Genomic DNA, 16,180 nt, shown 5'->3' with positions numbered 1-16,180 from the left:
ATTTCCGTAACTTTGCCATTAAATATAGATAATTGATTTATGGAAACAACTCGTCAGAATAAAATAGCCCGTTTGCTTCAGAAGGAATTAAGTGATATTTTCCTGTTGCAAGCGAAGTCCATGCCCGGAATATTGATCTCTGTCAGCGCCGTGCGTATCAGCCCTGACCTGAGTGTTGCACGTGCTTATCTCAGCATCTTTCCTTCGGAAAAGGCGGAAGAGATGATTAAGAATATCAATGAAAACATGAAGTCTATTCGTTATGAATTAGGAACTCGTGTACGTCATCAGCTTCGTATCATCCCCGAACTGAAGTTCTTTGTGGATGACTCACTGGATTATCTTGAGAAAATAGATGAATTGTTGAAGTGAACCTTCCCTTCTACATAGCCCGGCGCTATCTCTTCTCTAAGAAGAAGCACAACGCTATCAATATCATTTCCGGCATTTCGGTGTGTGGAGTGGCATTGGCTACGTTGGCGTTGGTCTGTACACTCTCCGTGTTCAATGGTTTTCAGGATATGGTGGCAGGCCTTTTTACGGCTTTCGATCCGGAACTGAAGATTATGGTTCGTGAGGGAAAAGTCTTTGAACCGAATGGAGTTGCTTTTCAAGAGGTACGTTCTTTGCCGGAAATTGATGTCTGGACAGAGACATTGGAAGATAACGCCATGGTGCAGTATAAAGACCGCCAGGCTATGGCAGTCATAAAAGGGGTGGAAGATAATTTTGAACAACTGACGTCTATCGACAGTTTGCTATACGGTGCAGGGGAGTTTATCTTGCACGATTCCATAGTGGATTACGGGGTTTTGGGTGTGGAACTGATATCTGAACTGGGGACTGGTCTTCAGTTCGTTGATCCGCTTCAGGTATATGCCCCTAAGCGGAATGTACGTGTGAATATGGCTAATCCTTCTGCTTCTTTTAATCGCGATTACCTCTTTTCTCCCGGAGTCGTGTTTGTGGTGAACCAGCAAAAATATGATGCGCGTTATATTCTCACTTCTCTTGATTTTGCACGTAATCTTTTTAATTATGATACGGAGGTATCTGCTGTTGAACTGAAGTTGAAATCGGATACAGATGCCTCTGCCGTACAGAAAAAGATTTCCCGCATCTTAGGCGATGATTTTGTGGTATTGAACCGTTATGAGCAGCAGGCTGATGTATTCCGTATCATGGAGATAGAGAAGTTTATATCTTACCTGTTCCTTACGTTTATCCTTGCTATAGCCTGTTTCAATGTGATTGGTTCTCTTTCCATGCTTATTCTTGATAAGCGGGAGGACGTGGAGACCTTACGTAATCTTGGAGCGGATGATCGGTTAATCGCTCGCATCTTCTTGTTTGAAGGCCGGCTTATATCTTTGTTCGGTGCACTTTCCGGCATTATCCTTGGTTTGCTGCTTTGCTATATTCAGCAGCGTTTCGGCATTATCTCCTTGGGCGGTGGTGGCGGTGGTTTTATTGTGGATGCTTATCCAGTCAGTGTTCATGCAACGGACGTTATATTGATATTTGTTACTGTGATTACCGTTGGCTTCCTTTCAGTATGGTATCCGGTCCACTATCTGACGAAACGGCTACTGAAGAAATGATGATTCCTCTTTGCTTTGTATAAAGTTGGAAAGCAATTTCACAGTCTCTATCTCACCTGCCGGATTTGTCAAGTGAGTGAGTTGTCCTTTTGTTTATTAGCTTCTCTATAATCCCTGGGGGTATAATTGTAGCGTTTGGCAAATTCTTTATAAAAATGCGATCGGTTAGTGAATGCTGTTTTGTACATGATTTCTTGTATGGTCAATGTGGTCGTTAATAATAGTTTTGCTGCATAGCTTATCCTCTGTCCTTTAATGAAATCTTTAGGAGAGGGTTGATTCAGATTTTTGAATTTACGGTATAAGTTCCTGCTACTGGTTTGCATAGCTTCAGCTAATTCTTCGGGGCCGAATTTGGAGTTATCCATGTTTTCATTAATTATTTCTATCGCAGTTTGTATGTACTTCTTGTCCTCATTCTGTAATAATTGTCCACCACTATAATCGAATGCACTTGCGGAAGAATTATAGTATTGTTTTAACTCTTCCTGTTTTTTAATGAGCTGTTTGATAATGCTCTTCAAATATTGTGTATTGAATGGTTTGGGAATATATGCATCTGCTCCTGATTCTATACCTTCTATTTTCTCATCGGTTGTATTTTTGGCAGAAAGAATCACTAAAGGAATGTGTACTGTATGTTTGTTGCTTTTCAGTTGTTTGGTTAGAGTGATTCCATCGATTTTGGGCATCATAATATCTGTGATGATGAGATCTGGAGTCTCTTGCTTTAATACTTCTAATCCTTCTTCTCCGTTTTCAGCGGTTAATATTGCATACTCATCTGATAATATGTCTTTTAGCATCCATAATAGTTCTTTGTTATCATCGATGATCAGGATGGTTGTGTCCGGTAGAGTGTTTTCGTCTTCACTATCGGCCATTTCAGGTTGTGGCATTTCTGCTTTATTATCCGGCTGCTCAAGTTTGCTTACTGCATTTTGCCGTGGGCTTTCCATTACTTCCGTCACTTCGAGTGGAGGTAAGGTCACTATGAACTGGGTATATTGGTTTACTTCGCTTTCTACGTGAATGCTTCCTTGTAACAATTCCACCATACTTTGACAAATAGCGAGTCCTAATCCATTTCTGGATGATAAGCCTTTTATACTATTCTCCTTGATATTGTCGAGTATACTGTAGCGGTTAAAAATGAGTGGGATGTTCTCTTTACTGATACCTTTTCCGGTGTTATAAACTATTATATTTAGCTTGTTTTCGTCTTCACTTTCTTTTATGGATATGCGGATGGTACCATGTTCGGGGGTATATTTGAAGGCATTGGATATGAGGTTGTTTAAGATTTTAGTGAAGCCGCTATGGTCACTTTTCCATATAATCTCCGGTGTGATATTTGTTTCCAGCTGAATTTGATTCTGTTCAGCCAGTTCATCAAACGATTCAATGATTCCATTGGCCAGTTCACTGATGTTCAATTCTTGTATGTGGCATATCTGGTTACCGGTTTCCATACGGCGGAAGTCAATAACTTCCTGTATCAGGCTATTGAGTCGTTCGGTATTTGATTTTATAATCTGGGCGTATTTTTTTATAAAGCTATCACTTTTATCATGATGTAGTATCCTTTCACAAGGCCCATAGATCAGTGTGAGCGGAGTGCAGAATTCATGTGTGATATTGGTGAAGAAACGTAGTTTTCCTTCGTACATTTCTTCTTTGTATTTGTCTTGTAACCTTCTGGCAATGGAAGCCTTTCTACGTTCGTATTTCCAACGGATATAGCAGAAAATACCAACCCCTGCTCCTATAAGTAAGAGGACATAGATTATTTGAGCCGTGATAGTCAGGTACCATGGAGGTAAAATTGTAATATGGATACTCTGAATCAGGTTTTCGTTACTGTTGATTCCATCATCGTATTTCACTCTTAATATATAACTTCCGGGGGGAATATTAGTAAATTGCGCTTCATTGGAGTGTGTGTCCATCCATACATTACTGAAATTCTCCAGTTTATAGGAATATCTGCTGTTCTCTCCATTAATGAAGTCCATGGCGACAAAGGAAACGGCAAAGAAGTTTTGGTTATACTTCAATACGATTTCTTCTTTATCTCCCTTCTTTTTCTCAAATTCGGATATATTGTAGTCTTTATTGAATATTCTGAGTTTGGTGAAAAAGATATCCGGAATGAATTCGTTTCTTTGCTTTTCCTCATTTTCTATCCATACAACACCATCTACGCCTCCAAAGAAATACCGGTTTTTTGTATTATCCTGAAAGTATGCATTATCACTGAATTCTATAACCTTTAATCCGGTTTTATAATTAAGGTTTCGGAATGTATTTTTGCGTGGGTCGAACAAAATAATTCCCGTATTGCTGCTTAACCATAGATTTCCCTGAGGATCTTCGGCGATTCCATGTATAGTGTTATTAGGGAGCCCCTCATTTTCATTGAAGTTCTTATAATCATATTCACCATTGGGCAGTAGACTCAATTTGGTCAGACCATAGCTACTTCCTACCCATATATTTTCATCTCTGTCCTTGTGTATGCATAAGATATCATTCATCGGAGCAATTCCGTTTTTCTCGAAGGAGATGAGCCGATAGGCTTCAGTTTGCGTATTGAGTCGGATAACGCCATTCCCGCGCATTCCAATCCAGAGGATGGAGTCATTTTCCGGATAAATAGAATAAATCTGATTATACTGTTGCCTGTTGGGTACTCTGAAGTAGATGGCACGTATATTCCTTGCCTGGATTGTATTTCCGTGGGCTTCAATAGTGATTCTAAGTAGGGTGCTACCGGAGCCTACCCATAGTAATGAATCGCAGGTTTCACTTATGGAATGTACACGTGCGATCCCTGAGTGTGTATTATTGATGAGCGGATGTATTTTGTTATCCCGGTAAGAGTAATAGTTTAATCCGGGGCCATCCGAGCCAATCCATAGTATAGGGTACTTCTTACTAGCAACAAAAGCGAAAACGGCATTATTGCTCAATCCGTCCTGAACAGTGAAATGGGTTACATTAGTACTGGAATATTCCTGAGTAGTATCGTAATCTTTAACCCTGATGATGCCATTGTCCTTTGTACCCAACCATAGGGTGTTTTGCTGATCCGTATAAACGGCCCGGATAGGTCTTTTCCTGGTAATGGGTAATTGATTTAATGACAGGTTGTTGAAAGTATATTCATCCTTGGTCCATGCATATATACCTTGTCCGTCTGTTCCGATCCAGATAATATTTTGCTGTTCATCTTTCCATAATGAGAATACTCCACAGTTTATTTCTATCTTTTGTAGTTCGTAATTCTGGGCTGCATCAAGTCGGATGAGGCCATTGGTTTTGAAACCAATGAGGAGATCTTCATTATCAAAGATAATGGCACCGATTTCTCCGCTTTCATTAATAAGTTTATTTAGATTTTTAATAAAGCGGATGCCTTGTGAGCCTATATAAAAGATATTTCCGGCAGAGTCAACCATGATGATTCTTTTATTATGGTAGAATGCATATTTGATGGAATGGGGATGCTTAAAATCAGCATGTCTTTTTATGACAGGATTCCCCGATTCCGTATCAGATACGGTATATTTCTCCATAGTTCCTTGATGATTGATCCAAATGGTATCTTGCGCATCAACCAGCATACCTTGCACAGTGTTGTGTTCTATTCCCTTATGTATGGGAAGGTCGATGAAAGTATTTTGTATTTTGGAATAGAAGGATAGCACGTCCGGTTTGCTGAGAACATATAAATTGTCGTGGCTATCTTTGGTCATATAAGAGTTCTCTCCGAATTCATTGTAATATGCTTCTATGGTGTTACTCCGTTGTGATAGTTTATTAAGTCCCCATTTAGTACTAATCCATAGATAGATGCTGTCGGTTTCTATTATATTTCTGATAACATTACTTGATAAGCTGTTTTGGTTATTGATATCCGGTTTATAGATATAAATGTTACGGCTGTCGTACATGTTAAGCCCATCGTATGTCCCAATCCATAAAAAGCGTTCGTCGTCTTGGAAGAGGCAAGTTACAGAACTGTTGGACAAACCATCCCGGTTACTTATTTGTCTAAGGTTATACGGATGGATATAGCTTGTTAGACAAAAGAGGAATAACGAAAGCAGTAATATCTGTTTTTTCATGGGATTATTTATATCAGTTTTAGTATTAGATGAAAACAAAGATATGATTTTTTTCCGATGCCTTAATTTGAAAAAAGACTTTTTAAATAGCACAATTATCTCTTAAGACGAATAGTATACAAAAATGGCGAAAATAAATACATCGTTTTGCATATCCGGGCATATTATTGGCACTTCTGTGAATATGAATATGCTGATTATTTCCTATTTTTGTATCATTCATTAAAAATGTAGTCTATATTATGAAACGAGTTTTATCAGCATTCTTGCTTATTGTATTATTTCACTTATCATTATTGGCCGGATCAGTGGAGAAGCTAAATTCTCTCCGCTGCGAGTATCTGACTACTCCATTGGGAATAGATGTACTTTCTCCACGTTTGAGTTGGAAACTGCCGGTTGGCGTTGATGTTCAGAAAGCTTATCAACTGATTGTAGGAACAGATTCTGCCAGTGTTGCTCGGGGAGTAGGAAATAGTTGGGATTCTGGTAAGGTTTGGGCATCAGATGTATTGGTTGCTTATTCAGGGAAAGCAATTCAGCCTTACACACGATATTATTGGAAAGTATGCGTCTGGGATAATGATAATATATATACGAGTGACGTAACTTACTTTGAAACCGGAGTTATGGATGATCATAACTGGAAAGGTAGTTGGATATCGGACACTCATGATATTCGTTTGAAGCCTGCTGCTTATTTTAGAAAAGCACTGGATGTGAAACGTTCCATTAAGGAAGCACGTGCATACATTGCTGTGGCAGGATTGTATGAGCTTTATATCAATGGCTCGCGGATCGGAGATCATCGTCTGGACCCTGCATATACTCGTTTTGACAGACGTACTTTGTATCTGACACATGATATTACACAGTCCTTGAAGCAAGGTGATAATGCCGTTGGAGTGTTGCTGGGGAATGGCTGGTATAATCACCAATCTACTGCCGTCTGGAATTTCGACCAGGCACCTTGGCGTGGCAGACCTAAATTTTGCATGGATATCCGTATAATATATGATAATGGAGAAGTGGAGTTTATCTCTACCGGTCCGGATTGGAAAACCTCTTTAAGTCCGGTTGTTTTCAACAGTATTTATACGGCTGAACATTACGATGCCCGACAGGAGCAACCAGGTTGGAATACTCCGGGCTTTGATGATAAGAAGTGGAAAAATGCAAGTTGTACCTTTGCTCCGTCAAATTTGATTGTATCGCAACAGATGCATCCCATCCGGGATGTGGAGATGCTGCATCCGGTAGAGATGATCAAACTCTCCGATTCGGCTTATTTATTCAACTTAGGAAGAAATATAGCAGGTGTCAGTGAACTGACAGTCAAGGGAAAGCCTGGTACGGAGATTCGTTTGAAACATTCGGAAAGGGTGGGCGAAGATCATAGAGTGGATATGTCTAATATTGATTATCATTATCGTCCTACGGATGATTCCGACCCTTTTCAGACTGATATCTTTATACTGGGCGGTACAAGTGAAGAAACATTCCGCGCCCGTTTTAACTATAAAGGTTTTCAATATGTAGAAGTGACCAGTAGTGAGCCGGTAGAGCTGACTGATCATAGTCTGAAGGCCTACTTTATGCATAGTGATGTTCCTGTTGCTGGTAGAATTTCATCATCGGACGCATTGTTGAATAAAATATGGAAAGCTACGAATTCTTCATATCTGTCAAACTTGTTTGGCTATCCTACCGATTGCCCTCAACGGGAGAAGAACGGATGGACCGGAGATGCACATATCGCTATTGAGACCGGACTCTATAATTATGACGGAATTACCATTTATGAAAAATGGCTGGCTGATCATCAGGATGTGCAACTTCCTAACGGGGTACTTCCTGCTATTATTCCTACCGGAGGCTGGGGCTATCATTGGGGAAATGGTGTTGACTGGACAAGTACGGTGGCCATCATTCCATGGAATATTTATCTGTTCTACGGAGATAAGCGTTTGCTTGAAACTATGTATGATAACATCAAGAGGTATGTAGATTATCTGAATTATACCTATCCTTCAGGTGTCACGGATTGGGGATTGGGAGATTGGATTCCTATAAAGTCACATTCTTCGAAGGAACTCACTTCGTCTATCTATTATTATATAGATACGGATATTTTAGCTAAGGCCGCTAAATTACTGAATAAGCAACAGGATTATGACAAATATTCTGTTTTGGCAGAAAAGATCAAAACCAGTATCAATGCCCGCTTTCTGAATGAAGAAACAGGTATCTATTGCAGTGGAAGCCAGACAGAATTGAGTGCACCCCTATACTGGGGAATTGTTCCGGAATCTTTAAAACCCCTGGTAGCGAGGAATCTGGCCGAAAAAGTGGATAAGGATGGCAGTATGGATGTAGGATTGTTGGGCAGCAAAACCATTCTGAATGCTTTAAGTATGAATGGGTATGCAGATCTGGCTTATCAGCTTGCTTCTAAAGATACTTATCCGTCCTGGGGATGGTGGATAAAAAATGGAGCTACGACCCTTTACGAGAATTGGCGTATTGATGGGAACAAAGATATTTCATTGAATCACATTATGTTCGGAGAAATCAGTGCCTGGTATTATAAGGCCTTGGGAGGTATCTTTCCTGATCCGGCTATGCCGGGATTCAAGCATATTATATTAAAGCCTAATTTCGTAACTGGCCTGGATACTTTTGAAGCGAGTCATGTTTCACCTTATGGAGAAATCGTTTCATCATGGAAAAAGAGTAAAGGAAAGATTCTATATACGGTTACTGTTCCTTCAAACAGTTCTGCCACTCTGTTTTTGGGTGGAAACTATGCAGTAAAATGTAAAGAGGCCAAATTGGTTGACTTATCTAAAGAAAAGGAAGGTATTGTATTGGCAACCGGTACTTATCATTTTGAAATAAAAAACAAATAGAAGATATTTCTTTTATAATTCATTGGTAAGAAGGCGTGTTTATACATTTATAAATGCGCCTTCTTTTGTCCGGTATTTCTTCATGTATATTCTTCGGGTTGGCAGGAGTCTTGAAAATATTTCCTAAAGGGGGAAGAATTCACTATACGACTGAATGGCATTCAGTCGTATAGTGAATAGGGTTCAGTCGTATACTGAATGCGGTTCATCATATAAGTGTATGTTATGTATGCTCATTATCGCCAAAAATGTATGCTTTTTCAATATGTTCATTTTCGTCATGTTAATGGCGGGATTGGATATGTGTATATATTGCCAACCATTTAACTTTGCCGATAGAAATAACGTAATTAGTATGTTTTCAATAAGCATTGATTAAGCGTTAAGGTAAAGAAGATTTTTGAGTCAAAGTGAGAGGGTGAAGACTGCATGTGCACGATTCACCCGCTCCTTTCGGAAAGTAGAAAAACATTTGTTTAACCTCTAATATATTTTTAAGTATGGAAAAACATTCTCCTTGATTTTCTTAGAGTATAAAGACTCTATGCTTTATTATACTCTATTCTGATTAGTTTCTTAATGAACTATTTCTAATATTAATAATACACAATTATGAGAAACAAACTCAATGTTCAAAAGAAAATGGTTTTTAGACATTACTGGCTGAAAGATATCATGCCACTTTCTAAAAAATCTATTTTAATGGCGGCACTTTTGTCGCTTGGCTTAGTTGCAACTACTGATGCGTATGCTGTTAAAGGAAATCAGACATATGCAAGTGGAACGATGGCAGATGTTCAAAGTGTCATGCAAACTGCTAAAAAACTAACAGGAAAGGTTGTTGACGCAAAAGGTGAATCTATTATTGGTGCAACAATCAAAGTGAAAGGAACTGGCCAGGGGGCTATTTCTGATATTGATGGAAACTTTAGCTTACCTGTTGACACAGCTACCCCTACAATAGAAATATCTTTTGTCGGTTATCAAACAAAGACAGTGAAGGTTACGGCTGGAACTACTGTACTGATTACATTAGACGAGGATACCCAGTTGCTTGATGAAGTGGTTGTAGTGGGCTATGGTACTCAGAAACGTATGACAATGAGTTCGGCCGTTGCTACCGTACAAGGCGATAAGATTAAGGCTCCTGTAGCAAATGTTTCCAATCAGTTGGGAGGACAGATACCAGGTATCATTACCCGCCAGACTTCCGGTGAACCGGGAAAAGATGAGGCTACCGTGCTGCTGCGTGGTAATAAGCCGTTGGTACTGGTCGATGGTATTGAACGCCCTTGGGAAAAAGTGAACCAGGCTGATATAGAATCAATCTCTGTACTGAAGGATGCTGCGGCAGTTGCTCCTTATGGTTTGAAGGGAGCTAATGGTGTAATTCTGATTAATACGAAGCGAGGAAAAGAAGGAAAAGTAACTTTGACTTATGATGGTTCAGTCGGCTTCCAGACTCCAATGAACATACCTGACTTCCTGAATGCCTACGACGCATTGACCTTATACAATGAAGCGTTGAGAATGGACGGACGTGACAAAGAAGTATATGGTGATGATTTGTTGCAGAAGTATAAAGATGGCACTGATGACCGTTACAAGAATACGGACTGGATGGATGCATACATGAAAACTACGACAACTACCCGGCATAATGTTTCTTTGAGTGGTGGTAATAAATTTATTAATGCATTCGCTTCTTTCGGTTATATGTATCAGGGTAGCATGATGGGTAAAGATACCGGGTATGACAGATTCAACTTACGTTCGAATGTGGATTTCCATCCGATTGACCTGACTAAGGTGAGCATCGATATCAACTTAGCTTACGATACGAAAAAGAGCCATTATTATGATGGTAAAAAGATGATGGAAGACTTATACCGTTTGTGTGCTCCGACAGTTCCCAATATGGTAGGGGGGAAGCCTGCTATGCAAGGTGGTGGTTCCAGTATGTATATGGGCGTGCACGATGGAGCAGATAAAAAGTATAATAATAACTTCCAGAATATTACGGTTTCTTTGGACCAGAAGCTTCCATTTCTGAAAGGATTATCAGCAAAAGCTTTGTTCAGCTACGACCGTCAGATCTATGATGCAAAGGAATGGCAGTATCCCTTTACCGCTTATGCTTATAATGATGCGGGTGAGATAGAGGAGCAACAAGGTGGTGAAGCTAAACCTTCGCTCGCTGTCAAGAATAAGCAATGGACGTATTATACTATCCAAGCCCACTTGAATTATGACCGTAAATTCGGAAAACATGAAGTAGGTGTGTTGGGAGTGTACGAAAGAAGATGGGGTAATACGATTGAAACCAATGCTGGCAGAAAGAATTATGATTTTATGATTCCGGAATTGAATATGGGTAGCCCTGTTGCCGAATTTATCAGTAACTCCGGTACTTCCAGCCAGTTTGCACAACAAGGTTATGTAATGCGTCTGAATTATAATTATGCTCAGAAATACATGCTTGAATTAGCCGGACGTTATGACCAGACTTATCAGTATGCTCCCGATCGTAGAAGCGCATTTTTCCCTTCTGTATCTTTAGGATGGAGACTCTCTGAAGAATCATTTATAAAAGATCATTTCTCATTTATCAATAATTTGAAGTTGAGAGCTTCTTATGGTAAATCGGGTAATCCGGTAGGTGATGCATTTGCTTATCTTTCACAATATAACATTGGAAATGGTGCTGTATTTGGTAAGAACCCTACCCAGTTGCAAAGCTTGACGGAAGGTGCTGAACCTAATGTATTTCTGACTTGGGAAACCGTTTGGAAGGCAAATGTCGGATTGGACATTAATCTTTGGAATGACTTGTTAGTAGCCGAATTTGATGTTTATCGTGATAAGCGTTCTGACAAGATATTAAATCCGAATGCCGAAGTTTCTGCCGAATATGGTATCGGATTGGCTAAAGAAAATGCCGGTAAAGACGAAAGATATGGTTTTGATGCGGCGTTGGGTAGCCACTATACTTTCCAGTGCGGGTTGAAGATGTCTCATTCTGTTTCCTTTGGTTTCACTCGCGATAAACAGATTGAAATTCGTGAAGCTCCCGGAACTAAGAATAATCCAAGAAAACGTCAGACGGGTCAACCGAGTGGGCGTACATGGGGATACAAAGCTGCCGGATTGTTTAAAGACCAGGCGGATATTGATAATTGGGCTTATCAGAAAGGTGTAATGCCTGGCGATATTAAATATGTAGATATCAATGGTGATGGTAAGATTGACAGTGAAGACCAGGTGATTATTGGTTTCAACCAGACTCCTGAGGTGATGTGGGGTTATAATCTTCGTTTGGAATACAAGAACTTTGATTTCAGTATGTTCATTCAGGGCGCAGGCGGTTCTGATTATTATTTAGGTAGCAATGGAGACCGTAATGTACGCTATCCGTTTAAAGATGCTATTCATCCGCGTCGTGAACACTTGGATTCATGGACAGAGTCTAATCCGAATCCGAATGCTAAATATCCACGTTTGTCTGCTTCAATCCGTAATCAGAACTATGAGACTTCTTCTTACTGGATGGTAAACACAACTTATGTGAAGTTGAAATCATTGCAGATCGGCTATACCTTTAAGCCCGAGCTGTTGAAGAAAGCCAAGATGCAGAGTTTACGTTTATATGCTGATTTTTATAACTTGTGGACTATTTATAGCCAGATGCCTGATGACTTTGATGTTGAAAACCAGGCTTTCAATTCATACCCACAACAGATTGTGAGTTCATTTGGTGTAAGTGTAACCTTTTAATGCATTGTAATTATGAAAAAAGTAATATATAGTATCCTTTGTTCCATACTTTTGCTGAATGCCTCGTGCACAGATTTTATGGACGATATAAAACCGATGAGTTCTGTTACCGATGAAGGTATTTGGTTGACAGAGTCGAGTGCCATGCTGTTTATGAGTAAGGTTTACAGAGATTTGGATGGACCTTATTATAGTGTAAATGGTTTGAATGACCATGCTGTCGATATTCTGTTTACGGATGATTGTATTCAGATTGGTGAAAAGGCATCTAATCAATGGAATTTATTTGATTTCAATGCTTCGTCTGCCCCCATTGACAGATGGAGTAATCGATATGCTTCAATTCGTAGAGCAAACATTGCTTTAAAGAACTTGCCGGACTCTCCGCTGCCTGCCAATGTAAAAGAGCGTTTGATTGGTGATTCCTATTTCTTGCGTGCAATGTTCTATTTAGAGCTATTCCGTTATTATGGCGCCGCTATACTGATAGACAAACCGCTTGATCGCAATACAGATGATATCTTCCTGACTCGTGCTACCCCGGAGGCTACCTTGCAATTTATTATCTCTGATTTTCAGAATGCTGCGGACCGTTTACCGGTAACTGTGCCTGATGATGAATTAGGTCGTGCAACTAAAGGAGCGGCATTGGGAATGATGGCTGCTACTTATCTGCATGCAGCCGGAGTTATAGATTCTAAATACTATGCGGATGCTGCCAAGACTGCCCGTATTTTGGTTAGTGGTGATTTGAAGAATACGTATTCTTTGTATCAGAATGGATTTGCAGAGATGTTCTATGAGGATAATGAGCATAATAGTGAAGTTATTTTTGATATTCAGTTTGCATATCCGTATAGATGGTCGAGTGCCCAGACTGTTTTGGCTCCGCCTGAACCAGGCACACCGGCTGAATATGGCTGGAGTAAGGACCACCCGACTGCAAGTTTGGCCGATGAGTTTGAAATGACTACCGGTGAGCCTTTTGACTGGAATAACCCCGATCATGCAGCTGCTCCTTATGAGAACCGTGATAAACGTTTTTACGCTACTCTCCATTATAATGGAAAACCCTGGAAAAATAAAATCTTGTATACAGCTCAAAATACTCCGGGTAACTTGAATTTGAAAGAGAATCCAAATGGTATGTATAGTGCAGGTAAACCTTCGTGTACAAAGACCGGATATTACATTGGGAAATACATGAATCAGGATGTGCTTTGCGGATATGATAATCGTGGACGCGGTGTAGGTGGTGGTCATAACTTTATTGTGCTGCGCTATGCAGAAATGTTGTTGACTTTAGCTGAAGCAGAAAATGAAGTTAATGGACCTACCGCTGAAGTGTACAGTGCTATAAATGAAATTCGTACCCGTGCAGGTCAGCCTAACCTTCCTACCGGACTAAGTAAGGATGAGATGAGGAAACGTATTCGCCACGAACGTCGTATAGAACTGGCCCTTGAAGGTAAGAGATGGTTTGATATTCAGCGTTGGAAGATAGGAGAGGAAGTCTTGAATAAGGATGCAGAGGGTTGCCTTGTAACTTATATAAAACGACCCGATGGAGAAATCGTCCCCACTTATGAGACTGTATTTGTTTGTAAAAAGACATTTATGGCTCCTCGTGACTATTTGTTGCCTATTCCACAATCTGCACGTGATAAGAATCCTAACTTGGATCAGAATCCTTTGTGGTAAGATGATGATTGTATAATTTAAAAGTAACTACAATATGAAAAAGATACTATTTCTTACGTTCGTCGCTTTGGCATTGACTTTTATGTCATGTGGAGATGATGACTATACAGTAGATGAAGCTTATGAAAAAGCAGAAATTACCAATGTAACAGTATATAACAGAGCAGAAGGTGTCATGAGTGATAAGACCCAGATTGATTCTGAGGCTGGAACGGTTACAGTGACCCTAAAGAAAGGTGCTGATATTACTGACCTGAAAATGGTGGCAACTATTTCTGCCGGAGCAACTCTGACGCCGGGTATGGCTATTGGTTTCCAAGACTATTCCACCCCGCGTACTTATACGGTAACCTCACCGGGTAAGACGGTAGTGAAACAATGGACAGTGACCGTAATACCTGCAGCTAATTAATTAATAACTGTAATGAGGCTGTGCCAATTGTTTTGTTGCAGCCTCATTCATTTAAAGATTTTATAGAATGAATAATACGATAACATGGGGACTACTTTGTTTCTGTTTACTGTTTGCGGCTTGCACCAATAAGGAACAGAATGGTTCGGAACCTATAACAGATAAGTATGCAATCCATACGGATGGAAAGACATTGACCACCGTTGGTCTTCAAAAGGCAATTGACGATTGTGCCGGACAGGGAGGGGGAACTGTATCTCTGCCTGCAGGGAAATATCTGACCGGGACACTTGTGTTGAAGAAGAATGTTACTTTAAATTTGGAGAAAGGCGCCACGATTCTGGGCAGTAAGAATATTGCTGATTATCCGGATAAAGGAAGACGTAAGGCTTTGGTCTTCGCAGAAAAGGCAGATCATATTTCAATTACGGGCGAAGGTGAAATTAATGGGAATGGCGCGGCCTTTAATCAAGGAAATGATGCTCCTAACCGTCCTACTTTGGTACTTTTGCTTGATTGCAACAAAGTGAATGTAAATGGTGTGAAACTGTCAAATTCTGGATTCTGGACCTTCCGCTTTGTGCGATGTGATGGAGTTGATATTAATAAAGTATATGTAGAAGGTCATGCAAACTGGAACAATGACGGCTTTGATATTGAAAGCCGGAATGTGACTATCACAGACTGTGTGATTGATACTGATGACGATGCCATTTGCTTTAAAAGTGAAGATCCTGATTATGTTGTCGAGAATATAACAGTGAAGAACTGTGATTTGTCTTCCAATTGTAATTTTATTAAATTTGGTACTGCCAGTGCCGGAGGTTTCCGCAATATCCGGGTTTCTGATTGTATTCTTCATAAATGTAGTAAGTCTTTGCTTCGTTTCTGGGAGAAACGTGTCCCCGGGGTTACTGATCCGATTACCGGTATCGCAGGTATGGCTCTTGAAGTCGTTGACGGTGGATTTATGGAAGATGTCATCATATCCGATCTGACGATGGAGGATGTACAAACCCCTATATTTATTCGTTTGGGCAAACGTAAAGTTTCGGAGAATTCTTATTTGAAGAATGTTTTGATAAAGAATATCACTGCAAGCTCTGTCAGCTATGTAGCGAGCTCCATTACCGGTGTTCCCGGCCTGCGTGTCGATAATGTTGAAATCCGCGATGTGGACTTTAAGCTGAAAGGTGGTGGAAAAGTATCGGATGCGATGGTAGAAGTTCCTGAGGTTGAGAATGCCTATCCTGAGAATCGGATGTTTGGTGTAATGCTGCCTGCTTATGGAGTTTATATACGGCATGCTGATAATATCCGTTTTGTAAATATGACACTCTCGACTATTGGAAATAAGGAAGAACGGCATGCAATCGTTGCGGAAGATGTCAACGGACTTGAAATCACTAATTCTACCTTGCAATCTCCTGCCAGTGAACTTCCTGTAGTTCATTTAAAAGATTGTAAGAATGTGACGGTACCGGAAAATTTGCAATAAATTCTGTATACACCTTTTGTGGGCATTGTCTACATTTGCTTACTGAAAAATAAAGTAACTCAAGTTTCGCAAGCTCAACTTTCGCAGTTGACAAGGTTTCAGTTGACAAGGGAACAAGGAAAGAATGTCAGACTTTTCATGAGAATACGATCGGT

General features: G+C 40.1%; 8 protein-coding genes. 7 read left to right on the top strand and 1 reads right to left on the bottom strand.

Annotated elements, in window-relative coordinates; all coding sequences use genetic code 11:
• The first annotated feature begins 39 nt into the window (after positions 1–39).
• The gene (rbfA, locus tag DWW10_RS23970) at positions 40–372 is read left to right on the top strand and encodes a 30S ribosome-binding factor RbfA (RefSeq protein WP_022391688.1); all 333 of its coding nucleotides are present in this window, start codon (positions 40–42) and stop codon (positions 370–372) included.
• Complete coding sequence (locus DWW10_RS23965; protein WP_118422383.1) at positions 369–1,601, top strand: FtsX-like permease family protein; 1,233 nt, start codon at positions 369–371, stop codon at positions 1,599–1,601. Before rbfA ends, DWW10_RS23965 begins: the two co-directional genes overlap by 4 nt.
• Before the next feature lie 68 nt (positions 1,602–1,669).
• Here the strand turns inward: DWW10_RS23965 and DWW10_RS23960 are convergent, their stop codons facing one another.
• Positions 1,670–5,731, bottom strand: coding sequence for a hybrid sensor histidine kinase/response regulator transcription factor (locus DWW10_RS23960; RefSeq protein ID WP_118422392.1), 4,062 nt, complete (start codon positions 5,729–5,731; stop codon positions 1,670–1,672).
• Positions 5,732–5,973: 242 nt separating this feature from the next.
• On the opposite strand from DWW10_RS23960, the gene DWW10_RS23955 reads away from it, so the two are divergent.
• The 5 genes from DWW10_RS23955 (at position 5,974) to DWW10_RS23930 (ending at position 16,025) form a co-directional block, all read left to right on the top strand.
• The gene (locus tag DWW10_RS23955) at positions 5,974–8,640 is read left to right on the top strand and encodes an alpha-L-rhamnosidase (protein ID WP_118422384.1); all 2,667 of its coding nucleotides are present in this window, start codon (positions 5,974–5,976) and stop codon (positions 8,638–8,640) included.
• 612 nt (positions 8,641–9,252) lie between these two features.
• Positions 9,253–12,414, top strand: a complete 3,162-nt coding sequence (locus DWW10_RS23945) for a SusC/RagA family TonB-linked outer membrane protein (protein WP_118422385.1) — start codon at positions 9,253–9,255, stop codon at positions 12,412–12,414.
• 12 nt (positions 12,415–12,426) lie between these two features.
• A complete protein-coding gene (locus DWW10_RS23940; protein ID WP_118422386.1) occupies positions 12,427–14,115 on the top strand; it encodes a RagB/SusD family nutrient uptake outer membrane protein in 1,689 nt (562 codons plus the stop codon).
• Between the two features lie 34 nt (positions 14,116–14,149).
• Positions 14,150–14,527, top strand: a complete 378-nt coding sequence (locus DWW10_RS23935; RefSeq protein ID WP_118422387.1) for a hypothetical protein — start codon at positions 14,150–14,152, stop codon at positions 14,525–14,527.
• 67 nt (positions 14,528–14,594) lie between these two features.
• On the top strand, positions 14,595–16,025 hold the full coding sequence (locus DWW10_RS23930; RefSeq protein WP_118422388.1) for a glycoside hydrolase family 28 protein: 1,431 nt from the start codon (positions 14,595–14,597) through the stop codon (positions 16,023–16,025).
• The last annotated feature ends 155 nt before the right edge of the window (positions 16,026–16,180 follow it).

This window comes from Bacteroides intestinalis (genome assembly GCF_003464595.1).
Classification (GTDB): Bacteria; Bacteroidota; Bacteroidia; order Bacteroidales; family Bacteroidaceae; genus Bacteroides; species Bacteroides intestinalis_A.
Note: the sequence above shows the minus strand (reverse complement) of the source record. Positions and strands in the feature narration are given on the sequence as shown.